Annotated in this window: 17 protein-coding genes; 5 read left to right on the top strand and 12 right to left on the bottom strand. The window is 29.5% G+C overall.

What is annotated here, in order from left to right:
- Window positions 1-315 precede the first annotated feature (315 nt).
- Window positions 316-1,233: a transcriptional regulator gene (locus tag DIC82_10480; GenBank protein AWK51431.1), complete on the top strand. Its 918-nt coding sequence runs from the start codon at window positions 316-318 to the stop codon at window positions 1,231-1,233.
- Between the two features lie 239 nt (window positions 1,234-1,472).
- On the opposite strand, the gene DIC82_10475 is transcribed toward DIC82_10480, so the two are convergent.
- The 6 genes from DIC82_10475 to DIC82_10450 form a co-directional block, all read right to left on the bottom strand.
- Window positions 1,473-1,727, bottom strand: coding sequence for a hypothetical protein (locus DIC82_10475; GenBank protein AWK51430.1), 255 nt, complete (start codon window positions 1,725-1,727; stop codon window positions 1,473-1,475).
- Between the two features lie 4 nt (window positions 1,728-1,731).
- Entirely contained in the window at window positions 1,732-3,207 is a 1,476-nt protein-coding gene (locus tag DIC82_10470) for an alpha-N-arabinofuranosidase (GenBank protein AWK51429.1), read from the bottom strand.
- A 99-nt stretch (window positions 3,208-3,306) separates the two neighbouring features.
- The gene (locus DIC82_10465) at window positions 3,307-4,818 is read right to left on the bottom strand and encodes an alpha-N-arabinofuranosidase (protein ID AWK51428.1); all 1,512 of its coding nucleotides are present in this window, start codon (window positions 4,816-4,818) and stop codon (window positions 3,307-3,309) included.
- A gap of 55 nt (window positions 4,819-4,873) precedes the next feature.
- A complete protein-coding gene (locus tag DIC82_10460) occupies window positions 4,874-5,695 on the bottom strand; it encodes an arabinose transporter permease (protein ID AWK51427.1) in 822 nt (273 codons plus the stop codon).
- Between the two features lie 78 nt (window positions 5,696-5,773).
- Complete coding sequence (locus tag DIC82_10455; GenBank protein ID AWK51426.1) at window positions 5,774-6,664, bottom strand: arabinose transporter permease; 891 nt, start codon at window positions 6,662-6,664, stop codon at window positions 5,774-5,776.
- Window positions 6,665-6,751: 87 nt separating this feature from the next.
- Entirely contained in the window at window positions 6,752-8,092 is a 1,341-nt protein-coding gene (locus DIC82_10450) for an ABC transporter substrate-binding protein (GenBank protein ID AWK51425.1), read from the bottom strand.
- A gap of 527 nt (window positions 8,093-8,619) precedes the next feature.
- On the opposite strand from DIC82_10450, the gene DIC82_10445 reads away from it, so the two are divergent.
- Window positions 8,620-9,297 (top strand): hypothetical protein, encoded by a 678-nt coding sequence (locus DIC82_10445; protein ID AWK51424.1) that lies wholly within the window; start codon window positions 8,620-8,622, stop codon window positions 9,295-9,297.
- A gap of 120 nt (window positions 9,298-9,417) precedes the next feature.
- Here DIC82_10445 and xth read toward each other — a convergent pair whose 3' ends face one another.
- Window positions 9,418-10,176, bottom strand: coding sequence for an exodeoxyribonuclease III (xth, locus tag DIC82_10440; protein ID AWK51423.1), 759 nt, complete (start codon window positions 10,174-10,176; stop codon window positions 9,418-9,420).
- Between the two features lie 422 nt (window positions 10,177-10,598).
- Between xth and DIC82_10435 the strand changes: the two genes are divergently transcribed.
- Together DIC82_10435 and DIC82_10430 are read left to right on the top strand one after the other, a co-directional pair.
- Complete coding sequence (locus tag DIC82_10435) at window positions 10,599-11,240, top strand: dihydroorotate dehydrogenase (GenBank protein ID AWK51422.1); 642 nt, start codon at window positions 10,599-10,601, stop codon at window positions 11,238-11,240.
- 100 nt (window positions 11,241-11,340) lie between these two features.
- On the top strand, window positions 11,341-11,610 hold the full coding sequence (locus tag DIC82_10430; GenBank protein ID AWK51421.1) for a DUF1294 domain-containing protein: 270 nt from the start codon (window positions 11,341-11,343) through the stop codon (window positions 11,608-11,610).
- Here DIC82_10430 and DIC82_10425 read toward each other — a convergent pair.
- Window positions 11,597-12,511: a homoserine O-succinyltransferase gene (locus tag DIC82_10425; GenBank protein AWK51420.1), complete on the bottom strand. Its 915-nt coding sequence runs from the start codon at window positions 12,509-12,511 to the stop codon at window positions 11,597-11,599. The two genes, DIC82_10430 and DIC82_10425, sit on opposite strands and share 14 nt — an antisense overlap.
- 480 nt (window positions 12,512-12,991) lie before the next feature.
- Between DIC82_10425 and DIC82_10420 the strand changes: the two genes are divergently transcribed.
- A complete protein-coding gene (locus DIC82_10420) occupies window positions 12,992-14,050 on the top strand; it encodes a 6-phosphogluconolactonase (protein ID AWK51419.1) in 1,059 nt (352 codons plus the stop codon).
- A gap of 86 nt (window positions 14,051-14,136) precedes the next feature.
- Here the strand turns inward: DIC82_10420 and DIC82_10415 are convergent, their stop codons facing one another.
- From DIC82_10415 to DIC82_10400, 4 genes are all read right to left on the bottom strand, one after another.
- Window positions 14,137-16,221 carry a YgiQ family radical SAM protein gene (locus DIC82_10415; protein AWK51418.1) on the bottom strand — a complete coding sequence of 695 codons (2,085 nt, stop codon included), beginning with the start codon at window positions 16,219-16,221 and terminating at the stop codon, window positions 14,137-14,139.
- Window positions 16,222-16,824: 603 nt separating this feature from the next.
- Complete coding sequence (locus DIC82_10410) at window positions 16,825-18,180, bottom strand: hypothetical protein (protein AWK51417.1); 1,356 nt, start codon at window positions 18,178-18,180, stop codon at window positions 16,825-16,827.
- Window positions 18,181-18,193: 13 nt separating this feature from the next.
- The gene (locus tag DIC82_10405) at window positions 18,194-18,463 is read right to left on the bottom strand and encodes an ACT domain-containing protein (GenBank protein AWK51416.1); all 270 of its coding nucleotides are present in this window, start codon (window positions 18,461-18,463) and stop codon (window positions 18,194-18,196) included.
- 389 nt (window positions 18,464-18,852) lie between these two features.
- Window positions 18,853-19,146 (bottom strand): hypothetical protein, encoded by a 294-nt coding sequence (locus DIC82_10400; GenBank protein AWK51415.1) that lies wholly within the window; start codon window positions 19,144-19,146, stop codon window positions 18,853-18,855.
- Between the last annotated feature and the right edge of the window lie 15 nt (window positions 19,147-19,161).

Raw genomic sequence — 19,161 nt, 5'->3', positions numbered from 1 at the left:
TTTTTATTTTATATTATATCATAATATTTTATATAAATATAAACTATATCTATCATAATTTCATTTAAATTATTTATATTATGTGCTTTTACTAAATAAACTTAATATATTTAGTTTTACTTTATAAATACTTAAAACAATTGTTCACTTTTAACTTATTAAATAGTATAATAGTTTTAATATTATACGTTATCTTGTTCTAAAACCCAATTCTATGTTTATATAAATAAATTAACTATTTATATAACAATTTTTTCAAATAAATATTTAGTCTATATATTTATTTCTGCATATTAATTTATAAAGGAGATTATTATGATTCATATTACTAATTTAAAAGACAGTTTACCACTATTTAAAGCTTTGAGTTCTGACGTAAGAGTGAATATACTAGATATTTTATCTGAGTATAAGCAACTGAACATGAATGAATTGTCTGAAAAGCTTAATTTAACTAATGGCGCAGTTACCATGCATATAAAAAAATTAGAAGACTGCGGATTAATTAATACTACCAATTTGACTGGGAAGCATGGTTTACAAAAAATATGTTCTATTCATGAAGATAAATTTATAATTGATATAAGCGCACAAGATGTTGCAGATTCTTATGATATAGATTTAAATATAGGACATTATTCTAATTATGATATTGCTCCTACTTGCGGACTAGCAACTAAATATAAGATTATAGGAGAAGTAGATAATCCTAATTATTTTGCTGATCCAGAAAGAATTAATGCAGATATATTGTGGTTTACTAAAGGATTTATAGAGTATAGAATTCCAAATTATCTAAAACCTAATGAGACATTTTCAGAATTACAAGTATCTATGGAAATAAGTTCAGAAGCTCCTGGTTCATGTAACATCTGGCCATCTGATATACATTTTTTCATTAACAATGTAAATGTAGGTAGCTGGACTAGTCCTGGTGATTTTGGAGATAGCAAAGGAATTTTAACACCTTCTTGGTGGTTCCCTAACTGGAACCAATACGGATTATTAAAACTTTTAACCATAAATTCTTTTGGGACCTTTATTGATGGAATAAAAATTTCAGACATAACTCTAGCAGATTTAGGATTGAATTATAAAAGTGATATCCTACTTAAATTAGCTGTTCCAGAAGAAACAAAACACGTCGGTGTTTTGACTATATTTGGAAAGAACTTTGGTAATTATAGCCAAGGCATAAGTGTAAGACTTATTTATAATACCTTAACTAATTAATAGCTTAAAATGTATTTACCTTTAGTACGAGTTTTTATTCTCTTTATAAAGCAATACATAAAAGGCGACTGTTGTTTTAAATTTTACAACAGCCGCTTTTAGATTAAAAACTAACATCAAGACATTTCAATTAAATTTATTATAAATATATTAAACTTCAAAGATTCTTGTATATGCTGAAGGGTTAACTATTTCTTTTATTCATTCGTAAACTAACTAATATCTTTATGAATTATTTTTCACCATTTCTTTTCAACATTTGGGCAATAATTCTTATTAACAGCTGCTCTAAGCTCTACAAAACATCCACATATTTTACACATGCCATTAATAAGATTGTCACATTCCCTACAAATATCTAATCTTCTGTTATATTCATGTTTTTCTGTTTTTATTTGCGTATCTATAAACTTAATATATTCTTGCATGTTTCTATATTCATCTTTTTCGAATACCTCATCTAACAGGCATCTTCTGCAAAATATTTTTTCCATAAAATCATTCCACTATAAAGCTTAATACACTGCATGGAGGAATTGTAAAGTTTAATCCCTTATCAGTTATTGTAAATTTATTATATTCTTCAGGTTTCACAATTTCTGAATTATCAAATGTATTGTATGCTCCCATTTCGTTTGTTAAAATTGTGCCTTTTACAGATTTAACACATCTATCAACTATTATTCCTTCAATATCATAAGATTCACTAATAGATAAATTATTTAGTGTTATATTTATTCTGCCTTGTTGATCTACAGAAACTGATTCATGCAAGTTTGGCACTAGATTTTCTTCTTCAACACCAATCATTTTAGTATCTATATAGCTTTCAACTAAAGTAGCTTCTTGGTGATTCTTATACATGTTAAATACATGATATGTTGGCGTTAATACCATCTTTTCGCCTTCTGTTAATATAACTGATTGAAGTACATTTACAATTTGAGCTAAATTTGTCATCTTAACTCTATCAGAATGTTTATTAAATATATTTAAATTTACACCAGCAATAAGTGCATCTCTCATAGTATTTTGTTGATATAAAAATCCCGGATTAGTTCCTGGCTCTACATCATACCATCCACCCCATTCATCCACTATTAAATCCACTCTTTTTTCTGGGTCATATCTATTCATAATTTCAAGATGTTTATTAATTAGTTCTTCCATCTTTAAAGTTTTATTCATGCTCATATACCAAGTTTTCTCATCAAAATCAGTAGCTGGTCCTTTATTTTGCCATCCACCTGGATGTGTATAATAATGCAAAGTTAATGCATCCGTAAATTTACCCGCAACCTTCATTACTCCTTCAGTCCAGTCATAATCATCCACATTAGGCCCACAAGCAATTTTATAAAGTTTATTATCTCTATAATTCCTACAATATGTTTGATATCTTCTATACATATTTCCATAGAATTCAGGTGTCATGTTTCCTCCACAACCCCAATTTTCATTTCCAACACCAAAATATTTAACTTTCCAAGACTTTTCATGTCCATTTTGTTTTCTTAGTTCTGCCATTGGAGAAATCCCATCAAAAGTTAAGTATTCAACCCATTCTGACATTTCCTGTACTGTGCCACTCCCAACATTTCCATTTATATATGGTTCACATCCTAACTGTCTGCATAATTCCATAAATTCATGTGTACCAAAACTGTTATCTTCTACAACACCGCCCCAATGAGTATTAACCATTCTTTTACGATTTTCTTTTTGTCCAATACCATCTTTCCAATGATATTCATCTGCAAAACATCCACCAGGCCAACGAAGAACAGGTATATTTATTTCTTTTAAAGCTTCTACAACATCACTTCTCATACCATTTACATTAGGTATCTTTGAATTTTCACCTACATATATTCCTTCATAAATGCATCTACCTAAATGTTCTGAAAAATGTCCATAAATTTCCTTGTTTATTTTGCTCTTTTTATTGTACGCATTAATTACTAATCTGCTCATCTTCATCCTCCCATTTATAGGACATTAATTTAATTAAAGCTATTAGATTAAAGTATTTATTTAAACTTTAATCTTAATATACTATCTATTTCTTCCCTATTATTTCCCCAATCTAATTACATTCCATGATGCTTTGCTCAAACAAGTTGTAAGAATTCCTTCATTCATGTCACTTCTCTCAACTTTAATTGGTACAACTGCCTCTTTCTTAGGCGAATTTACTATTTTCATATTATTGTTTTCTAAAACAATATGCTCAATAATCTTAAAATCCTCAAAACTTCTTATATCACAATTCAATGCAATATCTTCTTCTAAGTTACGATTAACTGCAAATATAGTAACTTCATCATTTTCTTCATTATATACTGCAATAGATTCAATATCCGTTACATCTGTAAAATCTATAGTGTCATGTTTTGGAGAAGAAATCACTGATTCTAGGGCAATTCCTCTACCATATTTTGAAGCATGTAAATATGGATAATATATAGTTTGTTTCCATGCAGGTCCATTTTCTTCAGTCATAATTGGTGCAATAACATTAACTAACTGTGCTAAACATGCGATTTTGACTCTATCAGAATGTTTCATTAAAGTAATTAGCATCAAACCCACCAAAAGAGCATCTTCAAAGTTATAAACATCTTCTAAAAGAGCTGGAGCCTTTTTCCACGGATGATTTTTCATTATATCATCATCATTTTGATTCGAATGAAACCATACATTCCATTCATCAAAGCTTAAATTCATAGTTTTTTTACTACGCTTTTTTGCCTTAATATAATCACAAGTAGAAATAACAGTCTTTATGAAGTGTTCCATATCTACACTCTGAGCCAAAAAATTAGCTGTATCATTAGTTTTATTACCATAGTATTGATGAAGCGATATAAAATCAACCACCTCATAAGTATGATTTAATGTAGATGCTTCCCATTCCGGGAAAGTCGGCATTGCTGTATTTGAGCTTCCACATGAAACCAACTCAATATTAGGATCTATTAAACGCATAGCCTTTCCTGTTTCTGTTGCAAGTCTTCCATACTCTTCTGAAGTCTTGTGACCTATTTGCCATGGTCCATCCATTTCATTACCTAAGCACCATGTTTTAATTTTATGTGGTGATTTAATTCCATGCTTAATTCTTAAATCACTATATTTTGTTCCACTATCGTGGTTACAATATTCTAATAAGTTACACGCATCAACAATTCCTCTCGTACCAAGATTAACTGCCATCATCACATCAGAACCTACTTCATTTGCCCATTTAGAAAATTCATTTAATCCAATTTCATTAGTTTCAAGGCTTCTCCAAGCAAGTTCCAGTCTCTTTGGTCTTTCTTGAACAGGACCAACACTATCTTCCCAAAAGAAATTTGATACGAAATTTCCTCCTGGATATCTTATAATAGGAACGTTTAATTCCTTCACAAGTTCCATTACATCTGTTCTAAATCCATTTTCATCAGATGATATATGTCCCGGTTGATAAATTCCTCCATATACTGCTCTTCCTAAATGTTCAATGAACGAACCATAAATTCTTTTATCTATTTCAGATATTTTAAAATCTTTATCTATTACCATTTTTGCTTTTTTTTGCATTATAATTCATCTCCTTAACTATTTAGGTTAAATTTTTATTATTCATAAAAATATCTTAACCTTTTAATGCTCCAGCTGTCATACCATCAACAAAATACTTTTGGAAGCACATGAATAATATAAATATTGGTATGATTGAAAGGAAGGAACCAACAAATAACAAATTATAGTTATTTCCATAAGGTGTCATTAATGTGTTTAACCCTATTGGTAACGTGAATTTTGCAGGACTCTTTAATACTAACATTGGCCACAATAAGTTATTCCAGCTACCCATAGCATTTAAAATTGCCATTGCTGCAAAGGATGGTTTCATTATTGGTAAAATTAATCTAAAGAAAATACCATATTCTGATGATCCATCTATTCTTCCTGCCTCAACAAGATCTTTAGGAATTCCAGATAAATATTGTCTAAAGAAGAATATAGTTCCCGCCTTTGCTATATCCGGCAAAATAATACCAGCGTAACTATTTGTTAGGTGCATGTTGCTTATTTGACTATAAAGAGGTAACATTAAGATTTCAAAAGGTACCATCATAACGAATAATACACAAACGAACAAGAAATTTTTCCCCTTAAAATCATACATTGCAAATCCATATGCAACAAATGCACTAACAAATAATTGAAGAGCTACTTGACCTATTGTTAAAAACAAACTATTAAAAAACCATGCGAAGAAACTATTCTTTTCTGTAAATAATATTACATAGTTTTTAAGAGACATTTTAGCAATATCTATAGATACATCCATACCATTTGCAATTACTATTGCTCCATCTTTAAAAGTAGAGATAAAAAGTGTATAAAATGGAATTAGTAGTACTATTGCTATTAGAGCAAATAATATAAAAATTAATACTCTAGTAGGTATATTTTTTCCCTGACCTGTTATATTTTGAGTATTTTTTTATTGCTTATTTTATGATTTAAACTTATATTACTTTGCATACTAATCCCCTTTCTTAAATGTTCCATTTAACTTTAATTGTATTAAGTTAATAGCCATTCCAATAAGAAACAATACTAAGCCTACAGCTGATGCATAACCCATGGAATTCTTTTCAATACCTTGTCTATACAAATATCCTACGATTGTGAGACCTATATTGTTTGGAGAATTATTACCATTAAATACCATGTAGCTTTCTATAAACATTGCAAGACCTGCATATATAGATATTGTAAGCACATAGATGGTTGTTGGTTTAAGTTGAGGTATTGTTACATATCTAAATTTTTGCCATATACTTGCTCCATCAATGTCTGCTGATTCATATAATTCTGCTGGAATATTCTTTAACCCAGACAAGAAATATAACATGTTAACGCCAGTCCATCTCCAACAAGCTAAAATTAATAATACAATAAACCCTGTAGTTCCATCTTTTAGCCATTTGTATGGATCCATTCCAAACAATGCAACTAATTGATTCATTAATGAAGTAGCCTGTTCTCCGAAACTAAATCTAAAAACTATACCGGCTACGGCAACAGATGTTAAAGCAGGTAAATATAATGAAGCTTTAAAAAACTCTCTGCCAACCATCAACTTGCTATTTACTATACATGCAAGTACCATTGGAATTGGAATAAGTAATATTAATGTCCATATCATATACTTAAAACTATTCCATAATGCAACTAAAAAGACTTTATCGCCTAATAACTTTGTATAATTATCCAAACCAACAAATTTTCTTGAACCTGGTAATACAGTTTGAAAACTCATTATTATTGTGTTCATCATCGGAGAAACAAAAAATACTAAAAATACAAGAATAAATGGCAATATAAATACATATGGTGCTGCCTTTTTATTATAAATAAATCCCTTAAACATTGCTTAACTGCCTCCTATTACACTTATAGATAACACAGAGAAGCCATTTTTCTAGCTTCAAAACAGCTTCTCTGCATAATTATCTTATTACTTTAATTCATTTTCCACTTGTTGTTGTGCTTCATCTAATGCTTCTTTTATATCTTTTTTATCTTCAAATATGCTATTTAAAGTAACTGTACATAAAACGTTGTTGATGTTTGGACTAGCTTCTGTTGATTTAATTAATGCGATTTCATTTTTGATTTCATTTAATGTATCAAAAGGATTAGTCTTGAAGTATTTTACAAATTTGTTTTCTGGATTATTAGCAATTTCCTTGTTACTCCATAATTCTGTATTTAGTGGGTCAAATCCCAAATCTTCCCATATAGCTTTTTCTCCATCCTCAGAAAGTTTAGCATATGCTATGAATTCTTTAAGGTTTTGTTTATTTTTAGCATTCTTAGTTACAGCTGTGCCAGTACCACCAAGACCTACAGAACGTGGTTGACCTTTTTCAAATACTGGAACTGGAGCAATTGCCCATTTACCTGCTTGGTCAGGCATATATTCTAAAAATCTTGACATATACCACATAGCTTTAACTACAACTGCATAGTCTCCATTGTTTATTGCACCTTCAGCATCTGTTGTATCAGGTTGTCCACCCGGAATAGTAGCTATAGCATGAGCATCTTGCATATCTCTTAACGTAGTGAGTGCTTTAACCATTTCAGGGCTGTTTATTTGTGGCTTACCACTAGCATCAGTATAGTCAGATTTTTGTTGTGCTAACATAGCACTAGTTTGCCAAATAGCACTTGTATCAGCTGTACCGAAATTTTTACCAGTTGCAGCATAATATTTTTCTCCTGCTTTTTTGAAATCATCCCAAGTTACTATAGTTTTATAATCAATTCCTGCTTTTTCTAAAAGTTCAGTATTATAGTATGCAACAGTAGCACCAACGTGGTAATCAATTCCATATGAGTGTCCATCTTTACTATAGATGTCAAGACGAGATTTAACTACCTTATCCTTATAAGGTGCAATAACATCATCAAGTATCTCTAACTGAGGCTCTCCCTTTAAGAAGTTAGGGAACTTTCCTAGTTCTATGTCTACCATATCAGGAGCACCTTGTCCGGACAACAATGCTGATTGTAACTTATTATGCATATCATCATAAGGAAGTACTGAGAAATTAATATCAAGTTTCTTATCTGGATTCTTCTCATTCCAACTAACTAACATTTTTTCAAAGAATTTAGCATGCATATCAACGAATGTCCACATTTCAAGTTTATCACCTGAAGATGTCGCTGAATCCTTTCCGCTATCAGTTTTAGTAACAGTACTGCCACCACATCCCATGAACATTGTAGCTATAAGAGAAGTCGCTGCAACTATAGTCGCAATTTTTTTTAATACTTTTGCACTTTTCATATTTATTTACCTCCCATTATTTTTGTCAGTATATTAGAAATATTATATGAACATTTTTCTTCTCTAAGCTGAAATTTAAATAACTATGCTTTGAAAAAGAATAATGACCAATGCAATAAACATTCTATCACTTTAGTTTAAATATATATAAACTAAATTTATATATATTTAAATTTTAATATTTCCATACGTTAATATATAATACTTTTTTTGTATTAGTTTCTACAATTAAGTTGACTTAATAATTTAGTAACCCTTTTCATTAATTATGATATTATGTTTTGCTTTACTATTATACATTTATTATATTCTTATCTATATTAAAGTAAATACTTTCCAATTACATTTTGTTGAATTGTTTTAAATATTTCTAAATCATAATCAACTATATTAATAAACATTGCAGATTATTTTTCCAAATGATATACTATTTTTAAAATCAACTTCAAAAATCTTACATAGAATTTATAATAATTATTATATGATTTACTACAAAACTTTAGAAATACTTAAGGAGATTGATTTTTATGAGAATATTTTCACCTAACTTTGAACGCGAAGGTCCTGGGGTGCTAAAAGACGAACCTCCAAAAGAAGGTATATCGTTATTTTTCCAGCTATTTATTATGAGATTTTGGGATATTCTTAAACTGAATATTATTTTTATTTTATATTGTATTCCGATCGTAACAATTGTTCCTGCCCTTAGCGCTTTAACTTCTATTACAATGTCAATGGTTCAGAATAAGCATATTTATATTTTGTCTGATTTTCAAAAGGCCTTTAAAGATAATTGGAAGCAATCAGTAATGTGTAGCTTTATAATTTGTTTTATCTTTACATTATTAGGGATTTCACTAGTATTCTATTTTAGGCTTTCACAAGAAAAAACTATCTTTTATGCAATTTTCTTTTTATGTCTTTTTATTACTATTTTATTGGGACTTGCTTGGTTGTATATCATGACTTTAATCACCACCGTTTCTCTTTCTTTAAAGGATATTTTCAAAAATTCTCTATTGCTTAGTATAGTATGCCTAAAGAATACATTATTTGGCTCTTTAGCTTGCGCAATTATTTTAGGACTTAATATTTTCTTTTTCCCTTTAACTTTTCCATTTTTTTTAATTTTTACGTTTAGTATATTGTCTTTTACTACTAGCTTTGCCACATGGCCAGGAATAAAGAAATTTATCATAAAGTGATTAAAAATGCCATATTATCTTTATAAATTAATTACCGGTATACAATATGTTGTATACCGGTAATTAATTTATAGCTTTATTTATCTGATAGCTAACACCTGAATCAAGTTTCACTTCATATTATAATTCAATAACTAATTCAACAGGACAGTGATCTGATCCAATTACTTCCATGTGGATTTTAGCATCTCTTAATTTATCTTTTAAACTATCTGAAACTAAAAAGTAATCTATTCTCCATCCTGCATTATTTGCCCTTGCATTAAATCTATATGACCACCATGAATATGCTTCTTCTTTATCAGGATAAAAATATCTATATGTATCGATAAATCCAGCATCTAAAAGTTCAGTTATCTTACCTCTTTCCTCATCGCTAAATCCAGCATTTTTTCTATTACTCTTTGGATTTTTAAGATCTATTTCATTGTGCGCAACATTTAAATCTCCACACACTATCACAGGTTTATTTTCTTCAAGAGACTTTAAATAATCTCTAAAGACATCTTCCCACACCATTCTATATTCAATTCGCTCTAATCCTTGTTTTGAGTTTGGAGTATAAACATTTACTAAATAGAACTCATTAAATTCTAACGTAATTACTCGACCTTCATTATCATGTTCTTCAATTCCCATACCTATTTTCACGTTTATTGGCTCTTCCTTTGTGAACACTGCTGTCCCTGAATACCCCTTCTTTTCTGCATAATTCCAGTAAGCTTTATATCCTTCTAATTCTAAATCTATTTGGCCTTCTTGAAGTTTACTTTCTTGTATACAAAATATATCCGCATCTGTTTCTTTAAAATATTCCACAAAACCCTTTTTAACACAAGCTCTTATTCCATTAACATTCCACGAAATTAATTTTTTCATTTATATCCTCCTACTCTTTAGCCGCAACAACTTTTATATAATAATTATTATTATATAACACTCCAAAGTTTTTATCTATATTTTTTTAATCTAAAGTCATTTTATGTAGATTAAATAAAATAGCTAATTAATAACTCAAACTTAAAATAGAAGTAATAGTAGTGATCATTTTGCATAAAAATAACTAAACTAAGCATAAGGTTTAATATCTTATACTTAGTTTTTTTACTTTGTGAAAAGTTCTTGGCTCGCTTCGCGCTTTTTCACTTGTGAAAAGTTCTTGATTGCGCTTCGCGCTTTTTCACTTGTGTGTATTTTTTTTACTTAATTGGTTATACTCTTTAAAGCAATACTAAGGTATAAAAAAATTATTTTCTACTATATTAGTATGAACCAACTAAATTGAGAGGTGAAATAAAATTATGAGAATCCCAAAACATATAGGTATTATTCCTGATGGCAATAGACGTTGGGCTTTATCCAATGCATTAAGTAAAGACAAAGGATATGATCATGGAATAAATCCCGGACTACAAGTTTTTAAATTATGCGAAAAAGAAAATGTTCAGGAAGTAACATTTTATGGATTTACAATAGATAATACCAAACGTCCTAAGGAACAAAAAGAGGCATTTATAAAAGCTTGTATAGATTCAGTTATGCTTTTGACAAAAGAAAACTGTGAAATATTAGTCTTAGGAAATACAGAATCTAGTTGTTTCCCTAAAGAATTATTACCTTTTACCACTAGACAAAAATTTGGCATAGGTGGAATTAAAGCGAACTTTTTAATTAATTATGGTTGGGAATGGGATCTAAACTTATTAAAAAACAATGATTCTTCAAAAAAGCACATTCAGCCATACTTACATTCAAAGAATATTTCTAGAATCGATCTCATAATAAGATGGGGTGGTAGAAGACGATTAAGCGGTTTGTTGCCAGTTCAATCAGTTTATTCAGATTTTTATATTTTAGATAATTATTGGCCAGATTTTAAAGAAAAGGATTTTTATACCGCACTTTCTTGGTACAATGAACAAGATGTAACTCTTGGTGGCTAATAAACTATGGCATCTTTAAAACATCAATCTTTTTGTACTCCAATATAAATTATGTTATCATGTTAATAAATTATATTATTTATATATTGGAGTGAAAATCATGCTTAAAATTATTTCAACCTATTTATTTATCATTAATTTGCTTGGTTTCTTTATTATGCTTATAGATAAGCAAAGAGCTATTCATAAAGAATGGAGAGTACCGGAAAAGACTCTTATAGGAATTTCTGTTTTTGGAGGGGCTATTGGTATGCTACTCGGAATGTCTAGTTTTAGACATAAAACAAAGCATAAGAAGTTTACAATCGGAGTTCCGTTTATACTTCTTATGCAGATTTTCTTAACTATATTATATTTTAAAGCGTATTAAGATCATAAGGTGTATTTTGATATACACAATAATTCAGCCAATTTCCAAAAACTATACTTGCAGGACCTCTCCATATATATTGAGGGGTTTCATTTACGTCATCATTTTTGAAATAGTTTTTAGGTAGTGCTATATTATCGCCCTTTTCTTTATCTCTTATATACTCATCTTTTAATGCATTTCTATCATATTCCATATGACCTGTTATAAATACATTTCTTCTGTTCTTTGTTGCTACAATAAATACTCCAGCATCTTCTGATTCAGATAAAATTTCAAGTTCCGAATTTTTTTCTATATCTTCACGTCTAACTTCAGTATGCCTAGAATGAGGTGCATAAAACACATCATCTAAACCTCTTGTAAGATCAGCCTTTTCATCATTTACTCCATGTGAAAATATTCCAAACATCTTTTCTTTTAAATCATATTTGGGTATATTATAGTGATAATACAAGCCAGCTTGAGCTGCCCAGCAAATATGGACAGTTGAAAATACATTAGTTTTGCTCCAATCCATTATTTCAGTAAGCTCTTTCCAGTATGTAACATCTTCAAATTCCATTTTTTCAACTGGAGCTCCAGTTATTAGAAGTCCATCAAATTTTTCATGTTTTATATCATCAAAATAACTATAAAATTTGTTTAAATGCTCTGATGGTGTATTCTGAGAAATATAACTTTTAGTTTGAATCAATGTTATTTCTACTTGTAATGGTGTATTAGATAAATATCTAAGCAATTGATTCTCTGTTACTATTTTTTTAGGCATTAAATTAAGAATTGCTATTTTTAGCGGTCTTATATCTTGGTTATTAGCCCTCTCATCATTCATAATGAATATATTTTCATTAGATAAAACCTGAAATGCAGGCAATTCTATAGGAATTTTTATTGGCATTCCTAAAGTCCCCTTTCTATTTGAATATTTATTTAACAACACTAATTATTTAATTAGTTCAATTATGCATGTGAATAAAAACAATAGGTCAAAGATGCATTATAACTATTATATCAAAATTCTATACCTTATCAATATTCTAATTAATTTTATTCACCGAATTTGTATGAAGTTACCTGCTAAAAGTAACTAATATTAACATATGTTATGACTTTTGCTAAATTAAAATCATATAATTTATCATTTATAAAAATTTAACCCAATAAATTTATATTTTAATATTAATTACCATTGATAATTGCTAATTTTTTATTTTTTTATACTTTACAATGAAATAATAAAAATGAATATTTATCACGCTACAAGTATGAAAGTCTTATAATTATATTTATGATATACTTATAGGGTGAAACTTAGCTTCAGGGAGTTTTCCTGTGGCTAGGCATCAGATAATGTATAACTACAAAGGGGGCATACTAAATGGTATTGAAACAAAATATTATAGTTGGATTTATTGGAACTTATACCAAAGATAAAAGTAAAGGAATTTATAGAATTAATTTCGATATAACTTCTGGTGAAATTCAAAAAAGTAATTTAGCTTATGAAATAGAGAATCCAACATATTTATCCATTGATAAAGTACTACATATTATTTATTCTGCTTGTAAAATTGGTGAAAAGTCTGGGGTATCATCATTTAAATATTGGCAAGAAGATAATAAATTACATTTAATAAATTCTACTCTTTCAGAAGAAAAAACACCTTGTCATTTAAGTATAAGTAATAGCAAAGAAATATTAATTTCATCAAACTACCATGAAAATAAAATGCTTATCTATAATACTTTAAATGGCTTAATATTAAATTCTCCTATGCTCGGAAGTCATAGTGGTTGTAGCATAAATATTTCAAGACAAGAAAAACCGCACATTCATTGTTCTATGTTTACAGCTGATGAAAAATATATTGTTTCCATTGATTTAGGAATTGATAAAATGATAGTTTCAACCTTAGAGGATAATAAGCTTGTTCAAAGAGATGACCTTAGTCACACCTTTCCAGCTGGAACTGGTCCAAGACATATAACTTATTCAAAGTCAAAACCTTATTATTATGTCTTAAGTGAACTAACTTCTGAAATTTTTGCTTTTAAATATAACTCAAAATTGGCAATTCCTTTTAAAAACATTCAAACTATAAGCAGTTTACCTAACGATTATAAAGGTAAAAAAGGGGGAGCTGCTATACGTATTCATAAAAACAATAAATTTTTATACACTTCAGATAGAGGCAATAATTCACTAAGTTTATTTTTTATAAATCAAGATGATGGAAAATTAAAATATATAGATTCTTTTTATTGCAACGGAGATTCACCTCGAGATTTTCAATTAGACCCAACAGGTAACTTCTTACTTTGTGCTAACGAAAACTCCGATAATATATCTATATTTTCTATTAATCAAACAACGGGTGCATTAACATTTCTTAACTCAGAAACTATTCCAACACCTACGTGTATAGAATTTGTTTAATTATATGTCAATTTCAGTCATTTTTACAAAGTTTAAAAAGCCTTCTAATAGCAAAATTGCTATTAGAAGGCTTAAAAAGTGAATTCTTATTTACGTTTAGATTTATTTCTTGTATTAGATTTCCCTTTACCTATTGGAGTACTTTTACCTCTGCTAGTTTGTGTTTTATCTTCATGTCTGCTTTCATTCTTACCTTTGCATTTGCCTTCATTTTTATCTTTAAACTTCCCTTGTGCATATGAGTTTTTGTCATTTGATTTTGCAGTTTTATTTCTAATCTTTTCTTCAGTAGCTCCAATCCTTTTATGCGCATTATTCTTATTATTTTCTCCTTGAACTTGGTTTTCCCTATATCTATTAGTGCTACCATGATTCTTATCTCTTATAAGACACTTAGGATCATTACCAATCAAATCAGTCCTGCCCGCTTCAGTTAATGCTTCATATACTAATGTATAATACTTTGGGTTTTTAAATTGAAGAAGTGCTCTTTGCATAGCTTTTTCATGCTTAGTCTTTGGAACATAAACTTCTTTCATGGTCATAGGATCAAGCCCTGTATAATACATTGTTGTAGCAAACGTACCTGGTGTTGGATAAAAATCTTGTACTTGCTCTGGTCTATAATTTATATCTCTCAAATATTCTGCAAGCTCAATAGCGCAATCTAATGTACTTCCTGGATGTGATGACATTAAGTACGGAATTACATATTGTTTCTTACCAATCTTTTTTGTTATTTTTTCAAACTTGGCTACAAATTTATCATATGTTTCCCCTGCTGGCTTACCCATGTATTTTAGAACTTGCTCTGAGACATGTTCTGGCGCTACCTTTAACTTTCCACTTACATGATGTTCAACTAATTCTTTGAAAAACGTATCATCTTTATCAGCCATTATATAATCATATCTAAGTCCTGAACGTATAAATGCCTTTTTAACACCTGGAACTTCCCTTATGGCTCTAAGTAAATCTAAATATTCACTATGATCCACATCCATGTTTTTACAAACTCCTGGTGATAAACATTCTTTTGCCTTACAAGCACCAAATGCTAGTTGTTTACTACATGCAGGTTTTCTAAAGTTTGCTGTGGGTCCCCCAACATCATGTATGTACCCTTTGAAATCAGACATATGTGTAATTTCTTCAACTTCTTGTAATATTGATTCCTTACTTCTGCTTTGAACAACTCTACCTTGATGAAATGTTATAGCACAAAACTTACAGTCACCAAAACAGCCTCTTGAACTTACTGTACTAAACTTAACTTCTTCAATTGCAGCTATTCCACCTTGACTTTCATATATAGGATGATAATTTCTCATATATGGAAGTGCATAAACTTCATCCAATTCTTCTCTATTTAAAGGTGCTTCAGGCTTATTTTGAACTACATATTTATTTCCACATTTTTGTACAATAATATTTCCTCTTACTGAGTCTTGTTCCTGATACTCAACTTTACTAGCTTCTGCATATTTATATCTATCTGCACAAACTTCTTTATAAGAAGGAATTTCAATATAATCCTGCACGTCTTCTAAACTTTCTGTGGCATAACAAGTACCTCTTACATAAGTTATGTCCTTTGCAGCCACTCCATTTTTCAAGCTTTCTGCTATTGCTACAATTGGTTTTTCACCCATACCATAAATTAAAAGATCTGCTGTGCTATCAATAAGCATTGATTTTCTTACTTTGTCACTCCAATAGTCATAATGAGCGAATCTTCTAAGACTAGCTTCAATTCCCCCTATTACAATATTAATATCCTTATAAGCTTCTCTTATCTTATTACAATAAACAATAGTAGCTCTATCAGGTCTAAGTCCCATCTTTCCACCTGGAGAATAAAGATCTTTTTCTCTCAGCTTCTTACTTACAGTATAATGGTTAACCATAGAATCCATATTTCCTGCATTAACTAAAAATCCATACTTAGGTCTCCCAAGTTTTTGAAAATCATCATTAGTCTTCCACTCAGGTTGAGCTATTATTCCTACCTTGTATCCATGTTTTTCAAGAATCCTTGAAATAATTGAAGTTCCAAAACTATGATGATCTATATATGCATCAGCTGTAACAATTATAAAGTCTAATTCATGCCAGCCTCTTTCTTCCATGTCTTTTTTACTTATGGGTAAAAACTTTTTTTCATCTAACATTTTTCCACCTACTTAATTTTCTTGTGTTTTTAATTTTCTCTTTCGCTATTATAACATAAAGGAACTCAGTTCTGTATCCTTTAGGTATATGAAATAAAATAAAATACAAATAAGCACTGCATATTTTATGTTATTTTCTTGAATGTTCTTAATACTGTAACACTTTTTAATTATGTTGAATATATTATTAATATAACAAAATATCAAAAACAAAGGAGAAATGAACTATGAGTAGATGTTGTCATAGAAATTGCTGTAGATGTTGCTGCAATAGATGTTGTAATAATTGTTGTTGTGGATTTAATAATGGATTTAATAATGGATTTAATAATGGATTTTTTAATTTGTGGCCATTGTTATTTTTCTTTTAAATCTTAATAGCTACTAGTTTTTTGAACGAATTACTCTTATGCTAAAAACACTAATGATAAAAATTATATATCTTTGCAAGTTGTAATGTTCTCTTAAAGTATATATTATAATAAAAAATGCATGAAAAGCTCTTAAATAAAACTTTTCATGCATTTTTATTTTTTCATATATGTATTATTTTAAGTATTTTTATTAAAACTGCTTTATCTTTATAATAAAATTTATTTTTAATTAGTTTTTAAATGAGTGTATAGGTGCTGGAATTCTTCCACCTCTGCTCGCAAATAATTCTGATGATTTTCCGTTTACTTTCATTACAGGTGCTCTACCTAAAAGGCCACCAAATTCAACCATATCTCCAACGACACATCCTGGCGCTGGTATAATTCTAACTGCTGTAGTCTTATTGTTAATTACTCCGATTGCTGCTTCATCAGCAATCATGCCTGCAATTGTTGAAGTTGGTGTATCTCCTGGTATTGCAATCATATCAAGACCAACTGAACATACGCATGTCATAGCTTCTAATTTTTCTAAATTAATTGCTCCACTAGTAACTGCATCTATCATAGCTGAATCTTCTGATACTGGAATGAAAGCTCCACTTAAGCCCCCAACATGACTACATGCCATAACTCCACCTTTTTTAACTGCATCATTAAGCATTGCAAGTGCTGCTATAGTACCATGAGTTCCTACTTGTTCTAACCCTATTTCTTCTAAAATTTCACCAACAGAGTCTCCAATCGCTGGCGTTGGTGCAAGAGACAAATCAATTATACCAAAAGGTACATTTAGTCTTCTTGATGCTTCTTTTGCAACTAATTCACCCATTCTAGTAACTTTAAATGCAGTTTGCTTAATTGTTTCCGCAACTACGTCAAAAGATTCTCCTCTTACTTTTTCAAGAGCTCTTTTAACAACTCCTGGTCCACTTACTCCAACATTTATGATTCTTTCAGCTTCTCCAACTCCGTGGAATGATCCTGCCATAAATGGATTATCTTCAACTGCATTTGCAAATACAACTAATTTGGCACATCCAAATCCCTTTTGCTCCTTAGTAAGCTCTGCAGTTCGTTTTATAACTTCTGCCATGTCTCTCACAGCATTCATATTTATTCCAGACTTTGTACAACCTACATTAACAGATGCACAAACTTTTTTAGTTACTGCTAGCGCTTCTGGAATTGAATTGATTAAGATTTTATCTCCTTTAGTGCAACCTTTTTGAACTAATGCTGAGAATCCACCTAAAAAATCTATCCCTAAAGTATGAGCTGCTCTATCTAAAGTCCTAGCAAATTCAACATAATCAGTTTCATCTGTAGCTCCGCAAATTATTGACATTGGAGTTATTGAAACTCTCTTATTAACTATAGGAATACCAAACTCTGATTCTATTTGTCTACCAACTTCTACTAAATGTTCAGCAGATTTTGTAATCTTATCATATATCTTAATTCTAGCTTTATCTCCATCTGAATCTATACAATCAAGTAATGAAATACCCATTGTTATAGTTCTTACATCAAGTCTTTCTTCTTCAATCATTTTTATGGTTTCAAGTATATTATTAGTATTCATAAGCCCCTCCTAATTATAATGAATGCATTGACTTAAATATTTCTTCTCTTTGTATCTTTATTTCTACCCCAAGTCTTTCGCCTTCAGCTGTTAATCCAGTACGAACATCTTCAAAACTACCCTTCATATCTTTGCAGTCTAATACCATTATCATAGTAAAAAATCCTTGCATTATAGTTTGATTAACATCTAATATGTTGATACTGTATTCTAACATTTTTTGACTAACGCCTGCTATGATACCAACTTTATCTTGCCCAATTACTGTTAATATTGCTTTCATGCTTATCTACTCCATTCATAAGTTTATTTTTTAGATACCCTATAAAAATATTATCCAATTCGCATTGAATTGGATAATATCTGCAAAGCATCATCATTGCTATATTTATTCTATAATTTATATTATATTTTGTCAATTTTTACAGAATATTTTATGATAATTTCTTTGTTTTATTCGTGTTATTTCTTTTGATTTACAATTTGCGAAGTGATAATATAGAAATATTTCTTTAATTCAGTTTACATTTTACTATACTAATCCCTAATAAATTTAATATTAAGGTATAACTTCTAGTTTCTATGTTTTTATAAATACTATCTTAACCATATTAATAACTAAAGCAGCAAGTTCATTATACTTGCTGCTTTAAATTATATCTTAGATTAATATTATTTCTTTTCATTTAGCTTTGTAGTACTTAAATGTTCGCTAGATATTCTTTCCTTATTTTTAGATTTTGTATAATCATTTGAAAAATATATCCTTAAACTTTCATCGTTACTTTCAGCATTAACTTGATACATTATACTTTGTACATATCCATGGATGAAATCATCTTTACTAAAAAATAAATTTATTTCCGTTCCTACTTTTGTAATGATCTCAATTATATCTTTCAAATCTTTTGATTCTTTTGTAAATACAATATCACCACTATCTACAAGACAAAACTCAACTTTCATAGCTTTCACCCCTTC

Origin of the sequence: Clostridium beijerinckii, assembly GCA_003129525.1 — a bacterium.
GTDB classification, from domain to species: domain Bacteria; phylum Bacillota; class Clostridia; order Clostridiales; family Clostridiaceae; genus Clostridium; species Clostridium beijerinckii_D.
The sequence above is the reverse complement of the archived record's forward strand: the minus strand, read 5'-3'. Positions and strand labels throughout refer to the sequence as shown.